At 34.7% G+C, this 25,886-nt stretch carries 28 protein-coding genes and 2 riboswitches; of the genes, 11 read left to right on the top strand and 17 right to left on the bottom strand.

The genetic code is table 11. The features are described 5' to 3' along the window. Positions 1-212: 212 nt before the first annotated feature. From CRO00_RS05500 to recX, 3 genes are read right to left on the bottom strand one after another with little or no spacing between them, the layout of a single operon-like run. Positions 213-488 carry a YfhJ family protein gene (locus tag CRO00_RS05500; protein ID WP_097072665.1) on the bottom strand — a complete coding sequence of 92 codons (276 nt, stop codon included), beginning with the start codon at positions 486-488 and terminating at the stop codon, positions 213-215. 1 nt (position 489) lies between these two features. Next, complete coding sequence (locus CRO00_RS05495; protein ID WP_097072664.1) at positions 490-819, bottom strand: YfhH family protein; 330 nt, start codon at positions 817-819, stop codon at positions 490-492. Continuing rightward, the gene (gene recX, locus CRO00_RS05490) at positions 812-1,621 is read right to left on the bottom strand and encodes a recombination regulator RecX (protein WP_097072663.1); all 810 of its coding nucleotides are present in this window, start codon (positions 1,619-1,621) and stop codon (positions 812-814) included. The genes CRO00_RS05495 and recX overlap by 8 nt, the downstream gene beginning before the upstream one ends. A gap of 138 nt (positions 1,622-1,759) precedes the next feature. On the opposite strand from recX, the gene CRO00_RS05485 reads away from it, so the two are divergent. Further along, complete coding sequence (locus CRO00_RS05485) at positions 1,760-2,551, top strand: polysaccharide deacetylase family protein (protein ID WP_097072662.1); 792 nt, start codon at positions 1,760-1,762, stop codon at positions 2,549-2,551. Positions 2,552-2,594: 43 nt separating this feature from the next. On the opposite strand, the gene ribH is transcribed toward CRO00_RS05485, so the two are convergent. The 3 genes from ribH to ribE are packed head-to-tail and all read right to left on the bottom strand — an operon-like array spanning position 2,595 to position 4,353. Further along, positions 2,595-3,062, bottom strand: coding sequence for a 6,7-dimethyl-8-ribityllumazine synthase (gene ribH, locus CRO00_RS05480; protein WP_097072661.1), 468 nt, complete (start codon positions 3,060-3,062; stop codon positions 2,595-2,597). 12 nt (positions 3,063-3,074) lie between these two features. Further along, positions 3,075-3,695 carry a 3,4-dihydroxy-2-butanone-4-phosphate synthase gene (gene ribB / locus CRO00_RS05475; RefSeq protein WP_097072660.1) on the bottom strand — a complete coding sequence of 207 codons (621 nt, stop codon included), beginning with the start codon at positions 3,693-3,695 and terminating at the stop codon, positions 3,075-3,077. 19 nt (positions 3,696-3,714) lie between these two features. Further along, the gene (gene ribE / locus CRO00_RS05470) at positions 3,715-4,353 is read right to left on the bottom strand and encodes a riboflavin synthase (protein WP_097072659.1); all 639 of its coding nucleotides are present in this window, start codon (positions 4,351-4,353) and stop codon (positions 3,715-3,717) included. Positions 4,354-4,548: 195 nt separating this feature from the next. Beyond that, positions 4,549-4,679, bottom strand: a riboswitch (FMN riboswitch). A gap of 117 nt (positions 4,680-4,796) precedes the next feature. Continuing rightward, a riboswitch (FMN riboswitch) is annotated at positions 4,797-4,927 on the bottom strand. A 195-nt stretch (positions 4,928-5,122) separates the two neighbouring features. Between ribE and rlmD the strand changes: the two genes are divergently transcribed. Then, on the top strand, positions 5,123-6,484 hold the full coding sequence (gene rlmD, locus CRO00_RS05465) for a 23S rRNA (uracil(1939)-C(5))-methyltransferase RlmD (protein WP_419865859.1): 1,362 nt from the start codon (positions 5,123-5,125) through the stop codon (positions 6,482-6,484). Positions 6,485-6,524: 40 nt separating this feature from the next. Here the strand turns inward: rlmD and CRO00_RS05460 are convergent, their stop codons facing one another. After that, positions 6,525-7,544 carry a TDT family transporter gene (locus CRO00_RS05460; RefSeq protein ID WP_161946619.1) on the bottom strand — a complete coding sequence of 340 codons (1,020 nt, stop codon included), beginning with the start codon at positions 7,542-7,544 and terminating at the stop codon, positions 6,525-6,527. 298 nt (positions 7,545-7,842) lie between these two features. On the opposite strand from CRO00_RS05460, the gene CRO00_RS05455 reads away from it, so the two are divergent. Together CRO00_RS05455 and nspC are read left to right on the top strand one after the other, a co-directional pair. Continuing rightward, complete coding sequence (locus CRO00_RS05455) at positions 7,843-9,066, top strand: saccharopine dehydrogenase family protein (protein ID WP_097072656.1); 1,224 nt, start codon at positions 7,843-7,845, stop codon at positions 9,064-9,066. After that, complete coding sequence (gene nspC, locus CRO00_RS05450; protein ID WP_097072655.1) at positions 9,067-10,206, top strand: carboxynorspermidine decarboxylase; 1,140 nt, start codon at positions 9,067-9,069, stop codon at positions 10,204-10,206. Positions 10,207-10,316: 110 nt separating this feature from the next. Here the strand turns inward: nspC and CRO00_RS05445 are convergent, their stop codons facing one another. Continuing rightward, entirely contained in the window at positions 10,317-11,492 is a 1,176-nt protein-coding gene (locus CRO00_RS05445) for an MFS transporter (protein ID WP_097072654.1), read from the bottom strand. 375 nt (positions 11,493-11,867) lie between these two features. On the opposite strand from CRO00_RS05445, the gene CRO00_RS05440 reads away from it, so the two are divergent. From CRO00_RS05440 to CRO00_RS05430, 3 genes are all read left to right on the top strand, one after another. Then, the gene (locus CRO00_RS05440) at positions 11,868-12,065 is read left to right on the top strand and encodes an SE1561 family protein (RefSeq protein ID WP_097072653.1); all 198 of its coding nucleotides are present in this window, start codon (positions 11,868-11,870) and stop codon (positions 12,063-12,065) included. 181 nt (positions 12,066-12,246) lie between these two features. Beyond that, positions 12,247-13,797: a fumarate hydratase gene (locus CRO00_RS05435; protein WP_097072652.1), complete on the top strand. Its 1,551-nt coding sequence runs from the start codon at positions 12,247-12,249 to the stop codon at positions 13,795-13,797. A 239-nt stretch (positions 13,798-14,036) separates the two neighbouring features. Beyond that, complete coding sequence (locus CRO00_RS05430; RefSeq protein ID WP_097072651.1) at positions 14,037-15,935, top strand: heavy metal translocating P-type ATPase; 1,899 nt, start codon at positions 14,037-14,039, stop codon at positions 15,933-15,935. Between the two features lie 21 nt (positions 15,936-15,956). Here the strand turns inward: CRO00_RS05430 and CRO00_RS05425 are convergent, their stop codons facing one another. Then, positions 15,957-16,895, bottom strand: coding sequence for a YihY/virulence factor BrkB family protein (locus CRO00_RS05425; RefSeq protein WP_237658330.1), 939 nt, complete (start codon positions 16,893-16,895; stop codon positions 15,957-15,959). Between the two features lie 27 nt (positions 16,896-16,922). Continuing rightward, positions 16,923-17,252, bottom strand: a complete 330-nt coding sequence (locus CRO00_RS05420; RefSeq protein WP_097072650.1) for a YtxH domain-containing protein — start codon at positions 17,250-17,252, stop codon at positions 16,923-16,925. 198 nt (positions 17,253-17,450) lie between these two features. Here CRO00_RS05420 and CRO00_RS05415 point away from each other — a divergent pair, with 198 nt between their 5' ends. Beyond that, a complete protein-coding gene (locus CRO00_RS05415; protein ID WP_097072649.1) occupies positions 17,451-17,672 on the top strand; it encodes a DUF1128 domain-containing protein in 222 nt (73 codons plus the stop codon). Positions 17,673-17,831: 159 nt separating this feature from the next. Here CRO00_RS05415 and CRO00_RS05410 read toward each other — a convergent pair whose 3' ends face one another. The 4 genes from CRO00_RS05410 to motA form a co-directional block, all read right to left on the bottom strand. After that, positions 17,832-18,746: a pseudouridine-5'-phosphate glycosidase gene (locus tag CRO00_RS05410; RefSeq protein ID WP_097072648.1), complete on the bottom strand. Its 915-nt coding sequence runs from the start codon at positions 18,744-18,746 to the stop codon at positions 17,832-17,834. Further along, on the bottom strand, positions 18,746-19,834 hold the full coding sequence (locus CRO00_RS05405) for a carbohydrate kinase (RefSeq protein WP_097072647.1): 1,089 nt from the start codon (positions 19,832-19,834) through the stop codon (positions 18,746-18,748). Before CRO00_RS05405 ends, CRO00_RS05410 begins: the two co-directional genes overlap by 1 nt. A gap of 98 nt (positions 19,835-19,932) precedes the next feature. Beyond that, positions 19,933-20,691: a flagellar motor protein MotB gene (gene motB / locus CRO00_RS05400; protein ID WP_097072646.1), complete on the bottom strand. Its 759-nt coding sequence runs from the start codon at positions 20,689-20,691 to the stop codon at positions 19,933-19,935. Next, positions 20,675-21,478 carry a flagellar motor stator protein MotA gene (gene motA / locus CRO00_RS05395; RefSeq protein WP_097072645.1) on the bottom strand — a complete coding sequence of 268 codons (804 nt, stop codon included), beginning with the start codon at positions 21,476-21,478 and terminating at the stop codon, positions 20,675-20,677. The genes motB and motA overlap by 17 nt, the downstream gene beginning before the upstream one ends. A 325-nt stretch (positions 21,479-21,803) precedes the next feature. Between motA and CRO00_RS20265 the strand changes: the two genes are divergently transcribed. Continuing rightward, positions 21,804-21,944, top strand: a complete 141-nt coding sequence (locus CRO00_RS20265) for a hypothetical protein (RefSeq protein ID WP_202615624.1) — start codon at positions 21,804-21,806, stop codon at positions 21,942-21,944. A gap of 91 nt (positions 21,945-22,035) precedes the next feature. Next, complete coding sequence (locus CRO00_RS05390) at positions 22,036-22,623, top strand: beta-class carbonic anhydrase (protein WP_097072644.1); 588 nt, start codon at positions 22,036-22,038, stop codon at positions 22,621-22,623. Between the two features lie 39 nt (positions 22,624-22,662). Here the strand turns inward: CRO00_RS05390 and CRO00_RS05385 are convergent, their stop codons facing one another. After that, complete coding sequence (locus tag CRO00_RS05385; protein ID WP_202615623.1) at positions 22,663-23,262, bottom strand: GNAT family N-acetyltransferase; 600 nt, start codon at positions 23,260-23,262, stop codon at positions 22,663-22,665. Between the two features lie 41 nt (positions 23,263-23,303). Further along, positions 23,304-24,107: a polyphosphate kinase 2 family protein gene (locus CRO00_RS05380; RefSeq protein WP_097072643.1), complete on the bottom strand. Its 804-nt coding sequence runs from the start codon at positions 24,105-24,107 to the stop codon at positions 23,304-23,306. Positions 24,108-24,218: 111 nt separating this feature from the next. On the opposite strand from CRO00_RS05380, the gene CRO00_RS05375 reads away from it, so the two are divergent. Further along, a complete protein-coding gene (locus CRO00_RS05375; RefSeq protein ID WP_097072642.1) occupies positions 24,219-24,950 on the top strand; it encodes a hypothetical protein in 732 nt (243 codons plus the stop codon). A gap of 48 nt (positions 24,951-24,998) precedes the next feature. Here CRO00_RS05375 and map read toward each other — a convergent pair whose 3' ends face one another. After that, positions 24,999-25,751, bottom strand: coding sequence for a type I methionyl aminopeptidase (gene map / locus CRO00_RS05370; RefSeq protein WP_097072641.1), 753 nt, complete (start codon positions 25,749-25,751; stop codon positions 24,999-25,001). Between the last annotated feature and the right edge of the window lie 135 nt (positions 25,752-25,886).

The raw sequence follows: 25,886 nt of genomic DNA, 5'->3' as shown, positions 1-25,886 counted from the left end.
CGAATATGCCTAAGAATGCAAATTATGGTCTTCATCGGTAATTATGAAGACCATTTTTTTATTAATTATTTCTCGGAATTTTTGTCTTCATCAGCGGTATGAATACCATTTTCCACTGTTGTCTCCGTGATATTTGTCTTCATCTAAATTATGAACACAACTTTATCTAAATTTCACCACAGTTTTGGTCTTCATCAAAGCTAGTTTGTTCCTTAGTGTAAATTGTCATCACTTTCTTCTAAAAAGTGAGCATACTTTGGATTTCTACTAACAAATTCATGAATTTTATCGCCGTAGCTTTCAATCCATTGTTTTATGATTCTTTCTGTATATTCAGCCCCACGATAATCATAGCCTGCTTTGGCGTAGGTAGATTCAAAATCAGACCAAAGTAGTTCAACCCACGTACGAGCTTTATTTACAGATAAATTAGGATTTTTGTCGGCCAACATTTGAGTTAAACTATCGATTATTTCATTCGAAGCCATTTTACTTCCCTTCCTTCATCGGTGCTAAGATTGAAATCGGTAATGCTTCTTCATAGCGTTCTCCACCTAAACGGAATCCCCACGCAAAACGCCCTTTTAAATATTCCACTTTAAAAAATTCACCCGGTGCTCCATGAATACGGTACATTTCACCAGCTACGATTGTTTTCGGATCAATTAAATACGCCTCTGCCATTAATGCTTTTCGTTCGTAAACAGCGTATTCGTTAACAATTCCTAGCTGTTCTGCTTTTCGTGCCTTTTCTCGAAGCTTTCTAATTTCATCTTGAAGTTCTTGGTTACTCATTTCTGCATAACTTTTTTCATTCATCGTTTTCTGTCTCCTTTTGTTCAATAAAATGTTCAATTATTTCTATAGGAAAACCTTTTTGATAAAGGGCTTGTTTTACTTTCATGTGAAGTTCATTGCCAGTAAATTTGGTAACGTATTTTCTCCAAATCTTTTCACCTTGAGAATCCATCATTTGCTGCCATTCATCATCTTCTCGCTCAATGTGAATTTGGTCAAGTATTTCGTTCAATACTGAATAGGAATAACCTTTTCGCAGCAATACATCCTGCACCTTTTGTTTTATTTGCATTGGTGTTTTTTTGCTGTTTGCTCGAACAGTTTTTTCTGCTAAATCCATTGCAATGTTCAATTGTTCATTATATGTAAAGGAGTCTAACACTTTCTTTTGGGTTTCTTTATCAATTCCTTTTTTTATTAAATCTTGTTTAATAGCGCGAGGACCTTTTTTTGCAGTTTTTTTTCTAGTTTCAAGTAATGCTTTTGAGTAGGTTTCATCATTTAATAATCCAATTTTCTCAAGTTTACGAATAGCTTCCAACACTACAGATTCCCCAAACCCAGCGTCTAGAAGTTTTTTCTTAACTTCATATTCACTGCGCATTTGAAAGCTTAGATATTGGATCGCTCGATTAAATGCCTTAGCAATTTCATCTTCATAATTAATTTCATCAATATCGAATTGTTCGAGTAATTTTCCTTTTGTTAATCCAAACTTAATTAATGTAGACTCATCCACTGCAAAAGCGTATTTTTCATCTAAATAAATATTATAGCGCTCTGGATTGTTTTTTTGACGGGTTATTTTCGAAATAACTGGCATAGGATCACTCCTTCTTTGGTTAGTATACACGTTTTATTTCATTTTTGATGAGTATTTCGCATTATGCCAACTAACATTAATAAATTCGCATAATGCGGATAATTTCGCACAACATAACACAAAAGGAGGCAATTAATTATGTGGAAACGTCACATTTTTGGCTTTGCCATATGTGCAATTGTTGCTACACTTATATTTTCATTTGTAAAACCAGAAATCGCAAATGCAAACTCCTATCATTGGGGCTTTAGTAAATCAAAAGATGGAATGCCAGCAGATGCTGGGGCAAAATTCGAAACTATTTTGAAAGAAAACGGCGCCTTTTATCGAGGCAATCCAAATAAAAAAACAATTTACTTAACTTTCGACAATGGTTTTGAAAATGGTTATACAGAGAGCATTCTAGACACGCTAAAAAAAGAAAAAGTACCCGCTACCTTCTTTTTAACGGGACATTACTTAACGAGTGCTACTGATTTAGTAAAAAGAATGATCAAAGAAGGACATATAATAGGAAATCACTCTTATGGACATCCTGACATGTCCAAACTATCTGATGAAGAATTAGTAAAAGAATGGAAAAAATTCGATGATAAACTGAAGGAATTAACTGGAATTGAGCGTACATATTACGTTCGACCTCCAAAAGGAATTTTCAGTGAACGCGATATCCGAGTAGGAAATGACCATGGCTATACTCATGTTTTCTGGGATACTGCATTTGTAGATTGGCACGCTGATTCAACAGTGGGCTGGGAATATGCTTATGATGAGCTTATGACCCAATTACATCCTGGAGCTGTCATTTTGTTGCATACAGTAGCAAAACATAACGCAGATGCTTTACCAAAATTCATAGAAGATGCGAAAAAAGAGGGGTACACATTCGGATCTTTGGATGACTTAGTAATGGAGAATTTAATGGAATAATTCAAAAGGGATTTCTCAGTTTTAGGAGAAATCCCTTTTGAAATTACTTAAACATTTTATTTAGGTTTGCCATTTCGATTGCTGAAACTGCTGAGTCGTAGCCTTTATTTCCAGCTTTTGTACCCGCGCGTTCAATTGCTTGTTCAATATTTTCAGTTGTGACAATACCAAAAATAACTGGAACATTTGTATCTAGTGAAACTTTTGCAATTCCTTTTGCTGCTTCGTTGCATACATAATCATAGTGAGTAGTGGAACCACGAATGACTGTGCCAAGACCAATTACTGCGTCATAGTTACCTGTTCCAACCATTTGTTTAGAAATAAATGGCACTTCAAAAGCTCCTGGAACCCAGGCAATATCAATATTTTCTTCCTTTACTCCATGACGTTTAAGACCATCAAGTGCACCATCTAACAATTTTGATGTAATAAATTCATTAAAACGCCCTACAGCGATTCCAATTTTTAAATCTGTACCTATTAAATGTGCTTCAAATATTTTTCCCATTTTCATTCTCCTTTAATATGTCTTAGTAATTTCATTATTAGTGCGGTAACGAACTAAGTCTTCAATTGAAATAATTTTTAAGTTATGGACTTTTGCAAATTCCTTTAGCCCGCCTAAACGTAGCATTGTTCCGTCATCGCCCATAATTTCGCATATTACGCCAGCAGGGATAGAACCACATAAATGGGCTAAATCTACAGCAGCCTCTGTATGTCCTCTTCTTTCCAATACCCCATTGTCCTTAGCAACTAATGGAAAAACATGGCCCGGTCTTCTAAAATGACTTGGTTTCGCATTATCATTAATTATTTGCAAAATAGTGAAGGAACGTTCATATGCACTAATGCCCGTTGTTGTTTCAATATGGTCTACACTAACAGTAAAAGCTGTTTGGTGATTGTCCGTATTATTTTCCACCATAGCATTCAGATCGAGCTTTTTTGCAAGCTGTCTTGTTATAGGTGTACAAATTAATCCCCGTCCATATGTAGCCATGAAGTTAATATTTTCAGGAGTTGCAAATTCCGCTAAAATAACTAAATCGCCTTCATTTTCACGATTTTCATCATCTACTACAATGATGTTTTTTCCTTCCTTTAAGTCCTGTAAAGCTTCTTCAATCGTATTTAACATTTGTACCACCACCTCTAATTTAAAAACCGTTTTGTCGTAAAAAATCCAATGTTATATTCGATTTATCTTCAGTTTTTCTTAAATGATGCATAACATACTTTCCTAGCATATCTGTTTCGATATTGACCTGATCTCCTACACTCTTCATACCTAAAATTGTTTCACTATAAGTATGAGGAATTAGTGATACCGTTACACTCTGGTCGCTCACTTTAAATAGGGTTAAACTTGTACCATCAATTGTAATAGAGCCCTTAGCTATACAATTTTCAGCTAACTCTTTAGGTATTTCAATCTCGATGTAAACCGCATTTGACACTGGCTTTTTACTTCGAATAGTTCCAACGCCATCAACATGACCAGAAACAAAATGACCACCAAAACGACCATTTGCGCTCATTGCTCGTTCTAAATTAACAACATCACCTATCTTAAGCCTGTGAATAGTCGTTGCTTTTACTGTTTCAGGCATAACATCTACGGTCATCTGTTCATTCGTGAAATGGGTTATTGTTAGGCAAACACCATTTACTGCAATACTGTCACCTAAGTTTGCATCTGAAACAATTTTTCTTGTAGCAATTGTTAGCTGCATACTTTTTTCATCTTTTTGAATAGCAGTTACTCGTCCCTGTTCCTCAATTATTCCTGTAAACATTCATTCACTCACCTCTTTTTAATTAATAAAAAAAACTCCTAAAGAAATTAATCCTTAGAAGTTGGGAGTATTGTTATATGTGCTAGATTTCGCTTGTGTATACACGACTTAATTTTTACGAAATCAAATAAACTTGCCTGTTTTAATTTAGGCATAGTCAAATAAACCTTTTGAAAACAATTTTTCAAAAAGCGCCACATCCTTCTCCCATCCAGACTATACTGTCGGCTTTGGACTTACACCAAATCCTGCTAAAAATTAGCTCACGGGCTTAGAATCTCTTCATCACCGTCGATTGGGAATTTCACCCGACCCCGAAGGATAAAACAAATATTTAGTTGTTAAATTAAATAAAAAAAATCCCGAAAAACATCGGGATTTTGATAGGAAATGTAAAATGGCATCACTAAATAAACCATTAAAAAATGATTATTTTAATACTTTACATCCTTCTCCCATCCAGACTATACTGTCGGCTTTGGATTCGCACCAAATCCTGCTAAAAATTAGCTCACGGGCTTAGAATTTCTTCATCACCGTCGATTGGGAATTTCACCCGACCCCGAAGGATATTATTATTTAATTTGAATTAAAGATATCATGAATTTTCTATATAATCCATCAAAAAATACTTTGTTACGATTATTCGTAAAAATGACCATAATTATACTAAGGGAAATATCTCCGCTTGCTTTACATAGCCTCTCAGCTATAATGATTAAATGAACTTATTAAAGGACGTGAACGCAATTTGAGCGAAAAAGTTTTAATGGAAGTAGGTCAAAAATTTCCGTTAACGATTAAAAGATTAGGGATTAATGGTGAAGGTGTAGGGTTTTATAAACGTAATGTTGTGTTTGTAAAAGGTGCATTACCAGGTGAAGAAGTTACGGTGAAAGTTTCAAAAGTAGAACGCAATTTTGCAGAGGCTGAAATCTTAAAAATACGCAAATCTTCAAATAACCGCCAAGAGCCAATATGTGCTATTTACGATGAATGTGGTGGTTGTCAACTACAACATTTAACTTATGAAGGTCAATTAAAAGAGAAACGAGATATGGTAGTACAAGCCCTAGAAAAATATGTGAAACCACTAGCTGAGACGGTAGAAGTTCGTTCAACGTTAGGAATGGATAATCCTTGGCACTATCGAAATAAAAGCAGTTTCCAAGTACGCAAAGAAGGTAAACGTGTTTACGCCGGTCTATTTACTGAGGGAACAAATAAATTATTGAATATTAATGATTGTGCTGTGCAACACCCATTAACTTCTAAAATTACAGTTGCGACTCGTAAAATTTTGCAAAAACTAAACATAACAATTTATGATGGGAAAACTCTAGACGGTTTAGTAAGAACGATTGTTGTTCGAACTGGGATTAAAACCGGAGAAACTCAAGTATGTTTAGTAACAACGAGAAAAGACCTCCCTCATAAAGAGGAATTAATTGAACGAATGTTAAAAATCGACCCAAGTATTGTTTCAATAACACAGAATATAAATCGAGAAAAAACATCTCTCATTTTTGGTGATGAAACAATCCTTTTACATGGAAAAGAAACAATTCATGAAAATCTAGGGGAACTTGCATTTGATTTATCATCCCGCGCTTTCTTCCAACTAAATCCAGAACAGACTATACATTTGTATGACGAAATTAAGAAAGCAGCAGACTTATCTGGAAAAGAAAAAGTAGTAGATGCTTATTGTGGTGTAGGAACAATTGGATTATGGCTTGCCCCACATTCTAAAGAAGTTCGAGGCATGGATGTTGTACCTGAAAGTGTGGATGACGCAAAGAAAAACGCAAGAAACCATGGATTTAAACATGCACGTTACTATACAGGAACTGCCGAAGAATGGCTAGCAAAATGGCGAAAAGAAGGCTTTATTCCAGATGTTATTACGGTTGACCCGCCTCGTACTGGTTTAGCGCCAAGTTTTATTAAAACCGTAATGAAAATTAAACCAAAACGATTTATTTATACTTCTTGTAACCCATCCACTTTTGCAAAGGATTTACAAGAGCTCACAAAAATCTATAAAGTTGACTATATCCAACCTGTGGATATGTTCCCACAAACAGCACGGGTTGAGATTGTGGCGAAGTTGACGTTGAAAAGTAAATAAAAAATAAACAGAGATCCTTTTTTTCAAGTTGATCTCTGTTTTATTCTATATCCCACCGAAGTTTTGATGTAATCAATAAACCAACCTCTATAATTAATAAAATTAACACAACCCACCCTAGCCATGTCATAAAGTTTTTCTGAAATACAAAAGGTTCTATATTTGAATAACTCTTCACTATATTGAAAGTGAAAAAATAAAACATCCCAAACGTAAAGTTTCTTGCCCATTGTGTAATATGATACGTGAAAATTCCCCTTCTAATTCCGTAATCTTTAATTCTTTTATATCCCCTAATAACTTCTATTGTTTCTATAACTATAAACAAACCAAACACTGTATACCAAACAATCATTAATATTTGTACTGGAAAGACACCTGTTTGGGTCATTGCTAAACCTGTAATCGAAAGTGCTCCATGAATGATACAATCTGTATTCTTCCATTCGTGAATTTTATGAAACTTTGAAATAAACCGCAAAATAAGCAAGCCAATAGAAAATAAATAAAATACATTTCCAATGCAAATAATTAAAATAACAAAGTAGGGACTTTCTATATTATGAAAATAGTTTAGTAATAATAAGGAAATTGATTGCGTGCTTACTGTGGATAGTAAGATTACGCCATGAACCTCTTTTGTAGATTGCATCACAATAATCTTTTTTAATTGGTAACCACAAAAAAATATAAAAAGCAGCCAACATAATAGATTAACATAAATTAAAATACGGATAATAAAAAATAATTCGGGCATTTGATTGATCATTAATATACAAATTACTGATGTCCCTGCAATCCACGTCCCTACACCAAAACTACTGATTGGTGAATGAATAAGATTGAGGCGGTATTCTTTATTGAATAGCGAGGTAACAAAAAAACCAAGCATAATAAACCAAAACAGTATTAACAAAACAGAGAAAATTAATCCGAAATTTTTTTCTAAAATCGGAAATTGGTGTAATGCTCCCAGTATAAATATTCCCATTGCCATAATGATAGATCCTGCTGCAACATCAATTGTACGTGTAGGTATATCAAAAGATTGTAATCTCACTATCATCCCCACCAATCAATTTTTCCACTCCCTTAATTATTCTGAGTAATTTATAACTTTCCCTTTGTTTATTTCAGGAATGATAAATATTTTCATTCTTTCTGTTAACCCTATATAATGATGATTTGTAATAGAAATTTAAACTCTTAAATAATTTCTATTTTTAACAAAAATTTTGTCGAAAATGGATTGATACCGGAAATATATTTCTGTATAATCTGTTTTATTGTTTACAATACAATGCCTGTCGGGACTAGGAAACCCGTTGATTCAGGCTTATTTAGGGGGTTATAAAGAATTGGGTAAAGCATTGATTATTGGAGCTGGCGGAGTAGCTAGTGTAGTAGTACACAAATGTGTGCAAAACTCGGAAGTATTCGAAGAGATTATGATCGCAAGTCGAACAAAATCAAAATGTGATGCTTTAAAAGAAAAATTAGACGGCGGTAAAACAATTATCCATACTGCACAGGTAGATGCGGATAACGTCGAAGAACTAGTTGAATTAATCAATGGATTTAAACCAGATGTGGTAATTAACGTTGCTTTACCATATCAAGATTTAACAATTATGGATGCATGTTTAGAAACAGGTGTGCACTATGTAGATACAGCAAACTACGAGCCACCTGAAACAGCTAAATTTGAATATAAATGGCAATGGGCTTACAAAGAAAAGTTTGAAAAAGCAGGTCTTACTGCACTTTTAGGAAGTGGATTTGACCCAGGCGTAACAGGTGTATTCTCTGCTTATGCATTGAAACATCATTTTGACGAAATTCACTATATCGATATTTTAGATGCGAACGCTGGTGACCACGGCTATCCATTCGCTACAAACTTCAACCCAGAAATTAACATTCGCGAAATTACTGCAAATGGACGCTACTGGAAAGAAGGCGAGTGGGTTGAAACTGAACCACTAGAATTCAAAGAAGTATATAACTTCCCAGAAATCGGCCCTAAAGATATGTACCTTCTATATCATGAAGAATTAGAATCTTTAGCGAAAAACATTAAAGGCATTAAACAAATCCGTTTCTGGATGACTTTCTCTCAAAAATATATTACGCATTTAAATGTTTTAGAAAACGTTGGGATGACTTCAATCGAACCAATCGAATTTGAAGGTCAAATGATTCAACCACTTCAATTCTTAAAAGCTGTTTTACCAGATCCAGCTTCTCTTGGACCACGCACTAAAGGTAAAACGAACATCGGATGTATTTTCCGTGGAATTAAAGATGGTGAAGAAAAAACGTACTATGTTTATAACGTATGTGACCATGAAGAATGTTACCGTGAAGTTGGTTCACAAGCAATTTCATATACAACTGGAGTACCAGCAATGATAGGTGCAATGCTTGTAATGAACGGCGAGTGGCAAAAACCAGGTGTATGGAACGTAGAAGAGTTCGATCCAGATCCATTCATGGAAGCACTAAATAAATGGGGTCTTCCATGGCAAGAAAGTCATAATCCTGAACTTGTTGACCTTGACCTAGAAAAAGAGGCAAAGTAAATGAAGACAATTGATTGGAATCAAGCGCCGTCACCAAGCTATGTGGTGGACGAGCGTTTGCTTATGCGCAACTTAGAAATACTAAAATCAGTTCAAGACCGTACTGGCTGTGATATTTTATTAGCATTAAAAGGGTTTTCGATGTTTTCGACTTTCCCAATGGTGCGTCAATTTCTAAAAGGGATTACTTCAAGTTCTTTATTTGAAGCACGCCTCGGGTTTGAAGAGTTTGGCAAAGAAGTTCACGCTTATGCTCCAGCTTATGCTGAACATGAGATTGATGAATACTTAAAATATGTTGACCATATCGTATTCAACTCTTTTGACCAATTAAACAAGTACAAAGAAAAAGTACAAAGTTTAGACAAGCACGTTTCAATTGGTTTACGTGTAAATCCTGGATATTCAGAAGTAGAAACTGAGTTATATGATCCATGTGCATTGAACTCACGCTTAGGAATTCCTTTTGAATCTTTCCGTCCAGATGAACTAGATGGTGTTGAAGGAATTCACTTCCACGCAATGTGTGAACAAAACTCAGACGTGTTAGAACGTATTATCCCTCATTTCGAGGAAAAATACGGTCCTTATTTGCATCAAATGAAATGGGTAAATTTTGGTGGTGGTCACCATATTACTCGTCCAGATTATGATGTGGATAAACTTGTGAATATCATTAACTACATTCAAGAGAAATATGACGTACATGTTATTTTAGAGCCAGGTGAAGCAATTGCTTTAAACACTGGTTACTTAGTAACAACAGTTCTTGATGTAGTGAAAAACGGAATGGAAATTGCCATTTTAGATACTTCTGCAACATGTCATATGCCAGACGTACTAGAAATGCCTTACCGTCCACAAATTATCGGTGCAAGTACTCCAAATGATAAAGCTTACACATATCGCTTAGGTGGAATGACTTGTCTAGCTGGAGATGTCATTGGAGATTATTCATTTGATGAACCTTTAAAAGCTGGAGACAAAATTGTTTTCACTGACATGGCTCACTATACAATGGTAAAAAATCATATGTTCAATGGTGTAAACTTACCAAGTATTTGCCTATACAACGAAGAAGAAGGCGTTAAAGTCGTTCGTCAGTTCGGTTACGAAGATTATCGAAACAGATTAAGCTAAGTGCCCGGTACACAAACAATTCTGACAATTCAATACAATTTAGAAGCTTTGCATGTGAATTTCGTGCAAAGCTTTTTTTAATATGCAAAAAAGGTAGGGGTGTATTTCCCCTACCTCGCTTCTAATCTCTTATTCCCTAACAACAATATAATAAAGTAAATAATAAACAACATAATCGAAATAAACAATAAGAAACTAACCGTATCCACTAATTGTAAATATAATCCGCCGATAAATGGACCGAATAAACTGCCCAAACTAAAGAAAATCCCGCATAAAAGGTTCCCAGTTGGCAGTAGCTCTTTTGGAGTTAAATCAGCCATGTACGTAATTCCTAATGAAAATAAGGATCCGAGAAACATTCCTGAAACTAAAAATGTAGCTAAAACAAGAATTTCTGAATGCTCGAATTGGCTCCCAACTGCAAACAGTATTGCACCAACTAACATGCCAATTAAAATCACTTTCCGTCTACCAATTTTATCACCTAAAATACCTATTGGAATTTGTGTAACAATTGCTCCAATTGAGAAAGATGCTAAAATAATCGAAACCATTGACACATCAAAATCTTTACGTAGCGCATATACCGGAAACAATGCATTTAGAGATGTTTCTAGTATGCCGTATACAAAAGGAGGTAAAAATGCAACCCATGCATATTTAAAAGATAATTTATATCTACTAAAGCTATTCGTTTCCTTACTGTCGCCTTTTAAAACTTCTGGTTTTTCATTGCGAATGAAAAATACAAACAACCATGCAAACAAACAAAGAGCGGATGACACAATAAATGGTAAGCTTTGCGAAACTTTCACCATTGGCACCATTAACGGCCCGACTGCAAACCCAACACCAAATGCTAATCCGTAAATCGCCATACTCTTTCCGATATTCCCTTGTTTAGCAGTGCTCGTTAACCAGGTTTGAGTTGAATAATGAAGGCAGTGATCTCCTACTCCAATTAACAAACGTAATACAAACCAAAACATGACATTTTGCCATAGAGGGAACATTAATAAGGCTGTAAATACAACTGCACCACCAACGATTATAATTGGCTTATATCCAAATCTCCTTAAAGGTTGTTCGATAAACGGTGAGATTAATAAAGTACCTATGTATAGTCCCGTTGCATTTAAACCGTTTAAAGTTGATGAAACTCCATCTGTTTCAAAAATTACGGAGATTAAAGGCAATAACATCCCTTGGGAAAACCCTGAAATTGACACAATTAAGACTAATATCCAAAATCTACGTTGTTCATATTTATCTGCTGTGACCATTTTATCCTCCGTCTCACCAATAATTCCGTACTATATTAACATAATGCTATAAAAATAGCTTTAAAAATCACAACAAAAAACCCCAGTGTATCAACAAAGATTTACACTAGGGTCTTCACATTTCATTTAACTCCATTTTAAGTTGTATAAACACTGAATCGGCACATAGATAGCCGAAAGATTGTTTAAACTCCCTCCTTTTCCTATTGAAGTGAGCATTCCTTTCCGACCATCCCCTTTGCTTATTTGATATTATCAATTTATCATATTTTAAGAAGATTGTAAATATTCAGAAATAAAATTTTTATTTTTATTAATTTATTTGAACATTGGCTATAATTTAGTTATGATGTTCATGACGAAAGAGGTGGATTTATGTCGAACTCGATTACAGATAAAAATAAACAAGTAAACTACTTAAAAGAGCGTCTTCAAATTTTTGTTGAAGTTTTAGATGCAATCGATCCTGAAACAGCAGATTTAGAAGACATCGACAGATTAATAAAAATTATCGATGATGTAGAAGAGAAAATGGACCAGTTCCACAATCGAAATGAATTTACAAAAGAATAAAGAAATGAAAATCCATCAAAGGAATAACTTGGGATGGATTTTTTATAGACCTTATTCTATGAAAATAGGAAATTTCTATTTTACAAATTGATAAATACCTATCACTCTTTTTTTCGCTAAATTAAAAGAGTATAATATAAAAGGATTAGAAATTTTAAGATTTTCTGGGGGGAAAATATTAATGTCACAAGTAGCAACTTCTTACTTACAAACTTTAGAAAAAAGTTTATACGATCTAGTAAGTGAAACATCAACAAATTTACCAACAGACGTTCGTCGTGCGATTAAAAAAGCAAAAGAAGCTGAAAATGCTGGAACTCGTGCTGCAATGAGCTTAGACACAATTACAAACAATATCGTTATGGCTGAAGATAACGTATCTCCAATCTGTCAGGATACAGGTTTACCTACATTTAAAGTAAAAACTCCAGTGGGCGTAAACCAATTAGAAGTTAAAGCAGCTATCAAAAATGCGATTGTACAAGCTTCTAAAGATGCAAAATTACGTCCAAACGCAGTTGATTCATTAACTGGTAAGAACAGTGGAGATAATTTAGGCGATGGCTTCCCTGTTATCAAATTTGAACAATGGGAAAACGATTACATTGAAGTAAAATTAATTCTTAAAGGTGGCGGTTGTGAAAATAAAAACATCCAATACAGCTTACCTTGTGAATTAGAAGGTCTTGGCCGTGCAGGTCGTGACTTAGATGGTATCCGCAAATGTATTCTTCACTCTGTATGGCAAGCTCAAGGACAAGGCTGTTCTGCAGGTTTCATCGGAGTTGGAATTGGTGGAGACCGTTCTTCTGGATATGATCTTGCAAAAGAACAATTATTCCGTCATGTTGATGATGTAAATCCAAATGAAGACTTAGCGAAACTTGAAGAATATATCGTAGAAAAAGCAAACACTTTTGGCGTAGGAACAATGGGCTTCGGTGGTGAAGCAACTTTACTAGGTTGTAAAATTGGAGTAGGTCACCGTCTACCAGCTTCATTCTTCGTTTCTGTAGCTTATAATTGTTGGGCTTATCGTCGTATGGCAATCGATATTGATGCAACGACAGGCGAAATTAAAAAATGGCACTACACAGAAGGCGAAAGAGTAACTTTCCGCGATGAGCCAAAAGAAGAAACAAAATCAGAAAATAAAGTAGTAGAATTAAGAGCGCCTATTACTGAAGAACAAATTCGTGAATTAAAAGTTGGAGACGTTGTAAAAATCAGCGGTCGTATGTACACTGGTCGTGACGCAATCCACCACCACTTAATGAGCCATGATGCACCAGTTGATCTAAATGGCCAAGTTATTTATCACTGTGGTCCAGTAATGGCGAAAGACGAAAACGGTAACTGGACAGTAAAAGCTGCAGGACCAACAACATCTATTCGTGAGGAGCCATACCAAGGCGATATCATGAAAAAATTCGGAATCCGCGCTGTTATCGGTAAAGGTGGTATGGGTCCAAAAACTCTTGCTGCACTACAAGAACACGGTGGCGTATACTTAAATGCAATTGGTGGAGCTGCACAATACTATGCAGACTGTATCAAATCTGTAGACGGTGTAGATTTACAAGAATTCGGTATTCCAGAAGCTATGTGGCACTTAACTGTTGAAGACTTCACTGCTGTAGTAACGATGGACTCTCATGGTAACTCATTACATGCAGACGTTGAAAAATCTTCATTAGATAAATTATCTCAGTACGCTGAGCGTGTATTTTAATTTTATAAAATTTCATTATTAAATCGAATTGAAACCCGTAAGAATATTAAAATTCTTATGGGTTTTTCTCTTGTCCAAATAGTCTTCTTGTAATATTCATTTACAATAGCCCACCCCTATATTATAATTATTTTAAATTAATAAGAATTAAATTATATTTGTAAAGCAAATGAAAATCGTTATCATCATTGTATTATAAAGGTCTTGATAGTGATATTCATTATCATAAGGAGGCTATTATGGATAGTTCTAATCGAGAAAATACTGATTTAATTGAGAAATTAAAGGAACATACAGAACTTATTGCCGCTCTTACATCTGGGTTAATCATCCTACTTGCTTGGCGTATGGAATCCACCGGTTTAAGTACTGCTGCCGTTATTGCATATATTACTGCTTTTTTCATTGGTGGCTATGCAAAAGCACAAGAAGGTATTGTAGATACCATTGAAAACAAAACTTTAAACGTTGAGCTGTTAATGGTAATGGCAGCAATCGGTTCTGCAATTATTGGTTACTGGACAGAAGGCGCAATATTAATTTTTATTTTCGCCCTTAGTGGTGCTCTTGAAACTTATGCCATGAATAAAAATAAACGAGAAATTTCGAGTTTAATGAATCTACAACCTGAAGAAGCTTGGCTAGTTCGTGGTGGTTTTGAGCCTATGAAAGTGCCAGTATCTTCACTTACGGTAGGCGATCATCTGTTGATTAAACCAGGGGAGCGAATTCCTGCTGATGGTCAAATCTTTAAAGGAACTTCTTCTATCGATGAATCCGCAATTAGTGGTGAATCTATGCCCGTGACAAAACAAGTTGGCGATGATGTTTATGCAGGTACAGTCAACTTAAATGGAACATTAACAATAAACATGACGAAACCTAACTCTGAAACTATGTTCCAAAAAATCATTACTCTTGTACAATCTGCACAGAGCGAAAAATCACCTTCTCAACAATTCATTGAAAAATTTGAAGGTACTTACGTAAAATTTGTGCTTGTAACTGTTGTGTTGATGATGTTTTTACCCCATTACTTACTTGCATGGGATTGGACGACAACCTTTTATAGAGCCATGGTGTTATTAGTCGTTGCTTCCCCTTGTGCTCTTGTTGCTTCTATAATGCCTGCTACCTTAGCCGCAATTTCGAATGGTGCACGAAATGGTGTTCTATTTAAAGGTGGTATTCATTTAGAACATTTATCCGTAATAAAGTTACTTGCTGTGGATAAAACAGGAACATTAACTTTTGGTACTCCTGTTGTGACAGATGTAATTGTAAGAGAAGGTTTGAACTTAAAAGACACAGTAAAGATTCTCGCCTCTATTGAATCTCAATCAAACCATCCTTTAGCACAAGCAATTACGAAATATGCAAAAGAACTTAATATTCAACCTTTACAAGGAATCGAAATTGAAGACGTTGCTGGTTGGGGCTTAAAGGCAAATGTATACAACCAATTATACAAAGTTGGAAAACCTGATTTTGTAGGCCTTGAAGAGACAAATCAATTTGCTAATAACGCATTAGAGAAACTCGCCGATGAAGGAAAAACGGTAATATTCATGCGAGACGATCAGGGCATTGCGTTACTTGTTGCAATGAAAGATACTGTTCGCGATGAAGCAAAGCAAGCCGTAAAGTTATTAAAAGACTTAGGAATTCAAGTTGCAATGCTTACGGGTGATAATAAAAAAACAGCAAAAGCAATCGCTAAAGAATCCGGTGTAAATGAGTACATTGCAGAATGCTTACCTGAGACAAAAGTAAACCATATCAAACATTATTTAAAACACTATCAATATGTTGGGATGGTTGGAGACGGAATAAACGATGCCCCTGCCCTTGCTACAGCAACAGTTGGAATTGCAATGGGGGGAGGAACAGATGTCGCCCTCGAAACAGCAGATGTAGTATTAATGAAAAATAATTTAGCTAAAATTGCGCATGCGGTTCAGATAGCTCGTAAAATGCAACGAATCGTGAAACAAAATATTATATTCTCCATCGCCGTCATTGCGCTGTTGATTACTTCTAACTTCCTTCAAATTGTTGATTTACCTTTTGGAGTAATCGGACATGAAGGTAGCACCATTTTAGTCATTTTAAACGGGCTCCGTATGTTAAAATCGTAAACGAAAAGCTTTCGCCACTTGCTAGCGAAAGCTTTTTTTTCGTTTCTCTTTCTTCACCAATTTTCTCTTTTGCATTGAAGCATTTAACAACCCACCAAAAATTAAAATCATTCCGGTAAAATAGAGCCAAAGCATTAGAATAATAACCCCAGCAATGCTCCCATAGGTAGAAGTGAAATTTCCGAAGTTATTAACGTAATAGGAAAATGCATAAATTAAAAGGACCCATGAAACCGTCGAAAATAAAGCTCCAGGAATAACACTAATAAAATGCAATCTTGGATCTGTATTAGGAATGACCCAAAACATCAAAGAAAGTACACAAAAAATTAATGTTGGTGGAAGGAACCAACTTACATATTTCCAAAAATCAGCGAAATTTTCCTCTACGCCTAAATAACTAAATAGCGCAAAACCAAAATGATGTCCAAAGATGGGAATGGTTAAAGCCAATAAAATGACAATGACTAATGAAATAGTAAATATTAAGGACCATGCTCGATTAATAAAACCTGGCCTAGGTTTTGTATCGTAAGTATGATGTAATGTTTTGATTAACGCATTTACCCCTCTTGAAGCAGACCAAATTGTTCCAACAATACCTATCCCAAGCAATCCTCCGCCATTATGGGTTGTCAATATTTCAGTTAATGTACCTTGAGTTAATAAAAACACTTCAGTTGGAACAATCGTTTGAATAAAGTCAAATACATGTTCTTCATCCAAATTTAAGTACGGTAGTAACGTTACAGTAAAAATTAATAAAGGAAAAAAAGATAATAAAAAGAAGTAGGCTAATTGAGCGCCCATTCCAGATATATCAACTACTCTCATTCGTACAATTAAATCTTGTATAAATCCTTTTGTAGTCGTTACATCAACTTTGGACATATCCGGCTCAAGAAAAGAATTTACAATTGATAGTACATCGTTTTGAGAGGTTTTTTTCTGTTCACGCAAAACGATACCCACTTCCCTTCTTCACTATTAATTTATTGGTTCGTCATTTGAAAAAGCCTGTTTTGTATCGTTAACAATACTTTGGATAGAGTTTGGTATATCTTTTACTTCCTCCACCTTATTCACAATAAGATTTACATTTTCTGAAGCCTTTTCGTAAAGTTCCTGAAATTCATCCACTTTTTCTTCAACTAATTGTTGTAGCTGTTCCCGATTTTTTGCATAATAAACAACAGTATCTTTCATTTTTTTTGTTGTTTCAATTGTATGTTCTCTCGTTTTGCGATCAAACATACTTATTAATGCACCAGCTAAAGCACCAATTACGACCGATTTTAATAATTTACTTTCACTCATCTTTGTTCCTCCCTACATTATTGGATAAATTTTCTTCTTACTATCATTCTATAGAATATTGGTTTCTTTTTAAAGTAACGATACATTTTTGAGTTGACATGGGGTACTTGTAGTGAAATGATTAAGCTAGTTTGTATTTATTGAGTTTTCCAGCCCGTTAAATGAGGGTTAATTTACAGTTTGAAAGGTGGACATATAGTGGATTTAACGAAACCAACCCAAGACAATGTTGTGTATATGATTGACCAAATTAAAGAAAAACTTCGAATGGTAAATGTGGATGCAATGAAATCTGAACATTTTTCAGAAGATAGCTACGAAGATTTAGTGTACCTATATGAGATGGTAATGAAACGTAACACTTTTAGCCCAAGTGAGATGCAAGCAATCGTTTCAGAGCTTGGAGCTTTGCGTAAATAAAGATTTAATACCGTTTTATGTGCGGTTTGAACGCGTTTATGTGCGGTTTTTTTGAATTTATGTGCGGTTTGAACGTGTTTATGTGCGTTTATCCCAAATTTATGTGCGATTATTCCATTTAAAAACCCATTGATGAGTCATCAATGGGTTTTCATTTTATTATTTATTTTGATTAAGCGCGATTGCAATTTCTGCCCCAATTCTTGCGTTATTTTTTACAAGGGCGATGTTTGCTTCAAGAGATTTTCCTTCTGTTAACTCTTTTACTTTTCCAAGCATAAATGGTGTTACATCTTTACCTTTGATACCATTTTGTTCTGCTTCTTTTAATGCTGTCTCAATAATACCATTAATAAAGCTTGCTTCCATTGCATCTTCTTCTGGAATTGGGTTTGCAATTACTGCGCCACCACGAAGTCCTAAATCCCATTTTGCACGCATCATGTCTGCTACTTCCTGAGGAGAATCGACACGAATGTTTAAACGGAAGTCACTTTCTCTCGTATAAAAGGCAGGTAACACATCTGTACCATAACCAACAACTGGTACACCTTTTGTTTCTAAATATTCTAATGTTAGTCCAAGATCTAAAATTGATTTCGCCCCAGCACATACTACTGCTACGTTTGTTCCAGCAAGCTCTTCTAAGTCTGCTGAAATATCCATCGTTTGCTCTGCTCCACGGTGTACACCACCAATTCCACCTGTAACGAACAGTTCAATTCCAGCTAATTCTGCAGCGATCATTGTAGCAGCAACTGTAGTCGCTCCTAATTTTTTCGATGCTAGAAGGTATCCGAAATCGCGTCGAGAAGTTTTTGCCACATCTTGAGCATTTCCGAACATTTCTAACTCTTCATCAGAAAGACCTATTTTAATTTTCCCATCGATTAATGCAATCGTTGCAGGAACGGCTCCTTTACTACGAATAATATCTTCCACTTCTCTAGCTGTTTGTACATTTTGAGGATATGGCATTCCATGGGAAATAATAGTTGATTCCAAAGCTACGATTGGTAATCCTTTTTCCTTTGCTTCTAATACTTCTTTTGAATATGATAAATATTTTTCCATTATAAACTCCTCCATTTTTCTAATTCATTAATTGATAGATTTTGTCTAACAGTCTTATCTGATTCTAACGTTTTCGCGGAATTGTATAGTCCAAATTGCACTGAGTCAAAGAATTCTTCCCCATGTAATACACCATGAATCACTGCACTTACAAATGCATCTCCTGCACCTGTCACATCTTCAATTTTATTTACTTTAAAAGCGGGAAAATGTTTAGTTGCATTTTTATTACCTGCAATAACCCCTTGACTTCCTAAAGTTACAACAACATTTTCTGCACCTTGTTCAAGGAGAAGTTGAATTGCATTTTTACAATCATCTTCATTTTCAATCTTAATATTTAAGTACATTTCACCTTCATCACGATTGCAAATAAAATAAGTAACACCTTTTAAATCATTAGGCATATTTTTCATTTTAGGTGAGGAAACTGGAACGATAATAAATGGAGTATTTCTTTTCGTTGCGATGTTTTGCAAATATAGTAATGTTTCTTTCGGGCAATTTAAATCTACAATGATACATTTAGCGTTGATGATTGCTGCTTCATGTTTCATCAGCAAATTTGGTAGTAGTAAATCATAAATCCCCATATCAGCCATTGCAAGGACAAGCTCTCCAGAAGTATCTAATATTGCATTATAAGAACCTGTTTTTCGGTCAGGTAAATTTTCTGATAAATCAAAGTTAATAAACCCATTACTTACTTGTTGAATCGTATTGGCATCTTGGTCTTGTCCGAATGTTGTAATGAGTTTTACAGCATTCCCTAATCTGCCTAAGTTTTCAGCAATATTACGAGCAACTCCACCCACACTTTCTGTTACATTTGCTGGGTTTGAAGTACCGTATTGGACCTTGCCATCGATATGGAATTTGCGATCAACATTGGCACCACCGATTGCAATAATTTCATTTTCTTCAGGCAATACATAAGCTCTGCCAATGATTTCACCTTTTTTAATAAGACCAGAAATAATATTCGCTAAATTTGGCCGTGACATATTTAATTGATTTGCCATTTCGTTTTGTGATAGATACGGGTTTTTCTTTATCGTTTGAAGGACAAGCTGTTCTTTATCATTCATCAAAATCACCTCCAACAAACATTTGTTTATAGTATAAACTTTTGTTTGCGTAAAGTCAAAAAAAATGAGTGATTTTAGTTTCACTCATTCTTTTCTATTTATTCACTTTTTGTTTGTACTTCATCAACTAATTGTTGGATTAATACTTCAACTCGACGGTTTTGTGCTCTTCCTTCTGCTGTCTCATTTGAAGCGATTGGATAATATTCACCATAACCTTGTGCGCTAAAATACTTCGGATCTAGTTCAGGATTACTAGAAACTAATAGCTCTAGTATGTTTACAGCACGCATTACAGAAAGCTCCCAGTTTGAAGCAAATTCCCCTCCATTTTGTGGAACGTTATCTGTATGTCCTGTTACCACAATGTAACGCGCTGGATCCATTTTTAATAATGACCCTAATTCGTCAGCAATCGCTAAATAATCTGCTTTCACATCTGCTTTACCTGGGTCAAATAAAATACTATCGCGAATTGTAATTAACAATCCTTCTTCTGTCATTTTTGTTTCAAAAGTATCTTCAAGTTCATTCACAGCGATAAAGTTGTCAACACGGTTTTGAATTGCTCGAAGTTCTCTTTGATCTTGAATATATGCTGCTTCTTCTTCCGATAATCCAGGTGTTGTCGCTGTTGGGCTTTCTAGCATGGAAGTCTGGTCCATAAAGCCCGCACCACCATCAAAAATTTCATTAAAAACTGCAGACATTTTATTTAATTTTTCTTGATCAATCGAGCTTGATGCAAACAACACAATAAATAGGGCTAGTAAGAGTGTCATTAAATCGGAATAAGGTAAAAGCCAGGACTCATCAATATGTCCATCATGCTTTTTCTTTTTAGCTTTCTTTGCCAAGACCACCCGCCCCGCTTTCATTAAATATTTGACGGCGCTCGTCCATAGATAAATATGAGGCTAATTTTTGTTCGATAACGCGTGGTGCTTCCCCTTCTAATACTGATAAAATTCCTTCAATCATTAAATTTTTCTGATTTACTTCTTCTGCTGATTTACGTTTTAATTTGTTTGCGAATGGATGCCATAACACATAACCTGTAAAAATACCAAGTAATGTTGCAACGAATGCTGCAGTAATCGCATGTCCTAATGCATTAATATCATTCATATCCTTTAAGGCTGCCATAAGCCCAACTACCGCACCAAGTACCCCTAAGGTTGGCGCATATGTACCTGCTTGCGAAAAGATTTGAGAACCAACATTGTGACGCGCTTCCATTGCTTCTACTTCTTCAGTTAATACATCACGTATGTAATCGGCGTTTTGACCATCAATAGCTAAAGTTAATCCATTTTTTAAAAATGGGTCTTCTACTTCTGCCGCTTTCCCTTCTAGAGCAAGTAATCCTTCACGACGCGCTAAATCTGCCCAAGTTGAAAACATTTTAATAATTTCAATATCACTAGTAAGCTTTCTTTCTGTAAAAACAATTTTAAAAAGTTTTGGCACCCTTTTTAGTTCTTTCATAGGGAAACCAATCGTAACGGAAGTGATAGTACCTAAAATAATGATTAAAAATGCTGCAGGGTTAATTAAAACAGCCATATCAGCACCTTTAATAAACATCCCTAAAAACACGGCAATAAGACCGAGTACAACCCCGACAATAGTTGATATATCCATATACGTACCTCCAAATTTTCTCCTACTATTATTTTCGACAAACTATTAATTATTTTTACATTTTACTATATTATATAAAGACTTTAGCTAATTTTCGATGAAATTAATTACTTTTTCCTTCCAAAAATAACATTATGATTATATTGAAACGAATATAGTTTTTCATTTATAATGTGAACTGTAGGGAATATTAATGATAAATAACATAATACATTCCTACTTTATATTGACAAGATTATTTTCCAATTAGGCTACAATTAAAAAAATAGATATAGTATAATAGGTGTTAATGACACTTGTTTAAATATGAAAGGAGTCTTTACAGATGGGCTTATTTTTAACTACAGTTATTGGTTTTTTATCACTTTTATGCCTTAGTGTGTACATGTTCATTCAATATTTACGCATGGGATTAGATTCACATTCTTCTGTGAAAATTGACCCAAAACCAACTCAAAAGCTATAATTTTAAATGTCGGCAAACTCATACTCGAGTCTTGTCGACATTTTTTGTATATAATGTTTTAATATAGTTTAAGAAGGGGTTGAAATAATTTATGGAATCATCATTAAACGAAATCTTAAGTTTTAACGAATCTTTTGTGAAATTTAAACAGTACGAACCATATATAACATCAAAATTTCCTGACAAAAAAATAGTAATTTTAACATGTATGGATGCTCGCTTAGTAGAGCTATTACCGAAAGCAATGAACATGCGCAATGGCGATGCAAAAATTGTAAAAAGTGCTGGTGCCCAAGTTAGTCACCCATTCGGAGCAGTAATGCGTAGTTTACTTGTGGCAGTGTATGAATTACGTGCAGATGAAATTTATGTCATTGGTCACCATGATTGCGGTATGAGTGCAATTGACCCTGAGAAAATGATTGATCATATGATTGAACGTGGTGTAAACGAAGATATCATCAATATTGTGAAATATTCAGGTGTTGATTTAATTGATTGGTTACATGGATTTGGAGATGTTTCAACAAGTGTCTTAAAAAGTGTTGAAATTATCCGTAATCATCCACTTATGCCAAAATCAACTCCAGTACACGGCCTAGTAATGGACCCAGGCACTGGAAAACTTGATTTACTTTCTGACGGAAACGCCTATTTATCATCTGAAATTACAGAATAGTAAAAAAACCGGTCTCTCACTTTAGAGAGACCAGTTTTTTTATAAAGATCTGCAATCTTCACGTAATAATGAATAAAGAAAATGATCTTCCCATGAACCATTAATATATAATAGTTCCCTCAATAATCCTTCTCGAACAAAATCAGCATTTTCTAGTACTTTGATAGAGCCATAATTTTTAGGTGACACATAGGCTTCAATTCGATGTAATTTTACTACATTGAACCCAAATTTAACGACTTCATTTACTGCTTCTGTAGCAATTCCTTTTCTTGTATACCTTTCATCTACAGAGTAGCCAATAAATGCACTATTATAAGGTAATCTTTTGATGGCGTATAGCGATATATGACCAATTAAGTGGTTACTCCCTTTTGGGTAAATACCAAAAGAATATTCTCTATTTGCACGTAGCAAATGGATGCCTTCTAAAATCTTTTTGAACTGTGCTTCTTCTGTGTAAAAATCATCTTCATGCATTGGTTCATGAATTGCCCAGAACTTCCTATTATTCCGCATAAGTTCTGCTAAACTACGTGCATCAGACTCCATAAAAGTTCTTAATAACAAACGTTCCCCCTCTAGCCTTACCACATGATCACCCTTTTTATGTAATAAATTTAGAATTTTTTTTACCATAATAGCCCTATGCCCTTCTAATTATTTTATCACTACTAGGTTTACTGAATTTCCCCATTGTTGACAATTTCTTGTTGTTTATTCATATTCTCATTATTTTCTTTACCAGTATATGTGATAGTTAAACCTCTTTTGTCAGCTTCCTTTTCAATTTGTTTAATCGTTTCTTTTAATACTTGTATGCGCGCATAATGCTTATTATTTCCAGAAATTAATTTCCAAGGCGCATTATCTGTATCCGTTAACTTAAACATATCGTTCGCACAATCGATATAGTCTTCAAACTTCTCACGGTTGCGCCAATCCTCATCCGTCAATTTCCAAATTTTATAAGGGTTCGTTTCACGTTCTTTAAAGCGATTCAGCTGTTCTTCTTGATCTACATGAATCCAAAATTTAATAATAATATAATTTTCATCGGTTAACGTTTTTTCGAAGGAGTTAATTTCGCCATATGCCCTTGTCCACTCTTCTTCCGTAGCAAACCCTTCTATTCTCTCTACTAAAACCCGACCATACCAAGAACGATCAAATATCGCGATTTGGCCATGTTGAGGCAATTTACGCCAAAAACGATGTAAATAATGATATCTTTTTTCATGTTGTTGAGGAGCAGAAATAGGATGTACAATAATTCCCCTTGGATCAAGTCTTTGTGTTAAACGCTTAATCGCCCCACCTTTGCCTGCTGCATCCATACCTTCAAATGCAAGAATAAGTCCAATTTTGTTATTATATAAGAACTGTTGAATATTTAACATTTCAAATTGGAGTTTCTTTAATTTCTTTTTATATTCCTTTTTCTCAAGTGTTGCACTTAAATCAAGTTGGTCAATTGTTTTCATAAGATTTGCTCCTTTTTCGTTTCTTTTATTTTACAAAAATTTGTATGTTATTGGTATTTGTTGTTCAAAACATTTTATATGTATATAATTTTATAGAGAGGAGAGGAATATATGAGTCGATTAATCATCATCACGTGTTCCCTAATTGCTGCTATGCTCTTTACTTTTAATGCATATTGGCAAGAGTTTAATGGGAAATCAACAATTGACATTTTTAATCGTTTACCTATTTTATTTGCACCTGCAAATTACGTTTACTTCCTATGGTTTATTGTGTTCATAATTCTTTTCCTATGGGCAAATAAATATTGGTCATTGCGTACTACTGAAAAGTCTTTAACAAATCGTCAAACTATATTATTTTTATGCGTAATAATATGCCAAATCAGTTCTCTTTTCAGCTGGCACCATGAACGGTTCTTGCAATCATTAATTTTATCTGTCATTCAATTAATCATTATGTTTGCTTTATATTTAACATATCCTTTAAAAAAAGAAATGTTAAATTTAAGAATACCAATTACACTTTATTTTAGTTGGTCAACCTACTTATTTATTTTAAAGTTTTGTTACATATTAGTATATAACGGATGGGAAGGCTTTGGTTTAAGTAATGCTTTATGGGCAGTTATTGTGATGACAGTCGGTGCTGCTATTGCACTACATTTACGTTATCACTATTACGATATTATTTTTCCGATTGTCTTTATTTGGTGCTACGTTGGTATTGCTATTGAAAACGGCTTTGATGAATTATTAGTTTCAACTGCCGCACTTTTCTTGAGTGGTGTAATGGTTGTTGGCATATTTTTTATGAAAAAAAATCCTGCGCGCTTAAAATGATAAAGCGTACAGGATTTTTTATTTTGAGTAATTAGGGTTTCTGGATATTTATTCTTCTACTTGTGTAAGTATAATTGGTTTATCCTTTGTTACAACGATAGTATGTTCAATCTGTGCAACTAAAGATTTGTCTGGTGTAATAAATGTCCAACCATCACCGGATTCCACAATATGTTCTGCTTTTTCAGAAATGAAAGGCTCAACTGCTAAAACCATACCATCTTTTAAAATCGTTGTGTCCCACGCATCATAATAGTTCAGTACGTGATCTGGTTTTTCATGTAAAGCTCGTCCAACACCATGTCCTGTTAAGTTCATAATTACTGTTAAGCCATGATCTCTTGCTTCACGCTCCACAGCTTTACCGATTTGATTTAGTTTCGAACCTGCTTTAACTTTTGTCATTGCACGATCGAAGGCTGACTTTGCCACAGTACAAAGTTTTTCCTTTTCTACGTAACCATCTCCTACAACAAAGGAAATGCCCGTATCAGCAAAATAACCATCTAAAGATCCTGATACATCAATGTTAACAAGATCCCCTTCTTTAATAACGCGGTCTCCAGGAATTCCATGAGCCACTTCATGATTTACACTAATACATGTATATCCTGGGAAATCATATTCGCCTTTTGGTCCAGAGATGGCTCCCTTTTCCGCGAACATACGACCTGCAATTTCATCCAATTCTTTTGTAGTAACTCCAGGTTTCGTAGCTGCTTTCATCGTATCACGGATTTCCGCACAAATACGTCCGATTTTTTTTAACGCTTCTAATTCTTCACTTGTCTTAACTATCATCGTTTACGATCCTTCCCTATATCATTTCTCTATATACTATATCATATTCCCAAGGTATTGTTCGTTCATTGCCGTTTTCAAAGTGTATTTTATAATTAAGTTAGTGATAAGAGGAACTAACTAAGGTTTTTTGTT

The sequence above is a fragment of the Ureibacillus xyleni genome (genome assembly GCF_900217795.1).
GTDB classification, from domain to species: domain Bacteria; phylum Bacillota; class Bacilli; order Bacillales_A; family Planococcaceae; genus Ureibacillus; species Ureibacillus xyleni.
Note: the sequence above shows the minus strand (reverse complement) of the source record. Positions and strands in the feature narration are given on the sequence as shown.

Bases quoted from the DNA above. Each gene is read 5' to 3' on its own strand.
- CRO00_RS05500 (WP_097072665.1), bottom strand. From the start codon at position 488: ATGGCTTCGAATGAAATAATCGATAGTTTAACTCAAATGTTGGCCGAC.
- CRO00_RS05495 (WP_097072664.1), bottom strand. From the start codon at position 819: ATGAATGAAAAAAGTTATGCAGAAATGAGTAACCAAGAACTTCAAGAT.
- recX (WP_097072663.1), bottom strand. From the start codon at position 1,621: ATGCCAGTTATTTCGAAAATAACCCGTCAAAAAAACAATCCAGAGCGC.
- CRO00_RS05485 (WP_097072662.1), top strand. From the start codon at position 1,760: ATGTGGAAACGTCACATTTTTGGCTTTGCCATATGTGCAATTGTTGCT.
- ribH (WP_097072661.1), bottom strand. From the start codon at position 3,062: ATGGGAAAAATATTTGAAGCACATTTAATAGGTACAGATTTAAAAATT.
- ribB (WP_097072660.1), bottom strand. From the start codon at position 3,695: ATGTTAAATACGATTGAAGAAGCTTTACAGGACTTAAAGGAAGGAAAA.
- ribE (WP_097072659.1), bottom strand. From the start codon at position 4,353: ATGTTTACAGGAATAATTGAGGAACAGGGACGAGTAACTGCTATTCAA.
- rlmD (WP_419865859.1), top strand. From the start codon at position 5,123: ATGGAAGTAGGTCAAAAATTTCCGTTAACGATTAAAAGATTAGGGATT.
- nspC (WP_097072655.1), top strand. From the start codon at position 9,067: ATGAAGACAATTGATTGGAATCAAGCGCCGTCACCAAGCTATGTGGTG.
- CRO00_RS05445 (WP_097072654.1), bottom strand. From the start codon at position 11,492: ATGGTCACAGCAGATAAATATGAACAACGTAGATTTTGGATATTAGTC.
- CRO00_RS05440 (WP_097072653.1), top strand. From the start codon at position 11,868: ATGTCGAACTCGATTACAGATAAAAATAAACAAGTAAACTACTTAAAA.
- CRO00_RS05435 (WP_097072652.1), top strand. From the start codon at position 12,247: ATGTCACAAGTAGCAACTTCTTACTTACAAACTTTAGAAAAAAGTTTA.
- CRO00_RS05430 (WP_097072651.1), top strand. From the start codon at position 14,037: ATGGATAGTTCTAATCGAGAAAATACTGATTTAATTGAGAAATTAAAG.
- CRO00_RS05420 (WP_097072650.1), bottom strand. From the start codon at position 17,252: ATGAGTGAAAGTAAATTATTAAAATCGGTCGTAATTGGTGCTTTAGCT.
- CRO00_RS05410 (WP_097072648.1), bottom strand. From the start codon at position 18,746: ATGGAAAAATATTTATCATATTCAAAAGAAGTATTAGAAGCAAAGGAA.
- CRO00_RS05405 (WP_097072647.1), bottom strand. From the start codon at position 19,834: ATGAATGATAAAGAACAGCTTGTCCTTCAAACGATAAAGAAAAACCCG.
- motA (WP_097072645.1), bottom strand. From the start codon at position 21,478: ATGGATATATCAACTATTGTCGGGGTTGTACTCGGTCTTATTGCCGTG.
- CRO00_RS20265 (WP_202615624.1), top strand. From the start codon at position 21,804: ATGGGCTTATTTTTAACTACAGTTATTGGTTTTTTATCACTTTTATGC.
- CRO00_RS05390 (WP_097072644.1), top strand. From the start codon at position 22,036: ATGGAATCATCATTAAACGAAATCTTAAGTTTTAACGAATCTTTTGTG.
- CRO00_RS05385 (WP_202615623.1), bottom strand. From the start codon at position 23,262: ATGGTAAAAAAAATTCTAAATTTATTACATAAAAAGGGTGATCATGTG.
- CRO00_RS05380 (WP_097072643.1), bottom strand. From the start codon at position 24,107: ATGAAAACAATTGACCAACTTGATTTAAGTGCAACACTTGAGAAAAAG.
- CRO00_RS05375 (WP_097072642.1), top strand. From the start codon at position 24,219: ATGAGTCGATTAATCATCATCACGTGTTCCCTAATTGCTGCTATGCTC.
- map (WP_097072641.1), bottom strand. From the start codon at position 25,751: ATGATAGTTAAGACAAGTGAAGAATTAGAAGCGTTAAAAAAAATCGGA.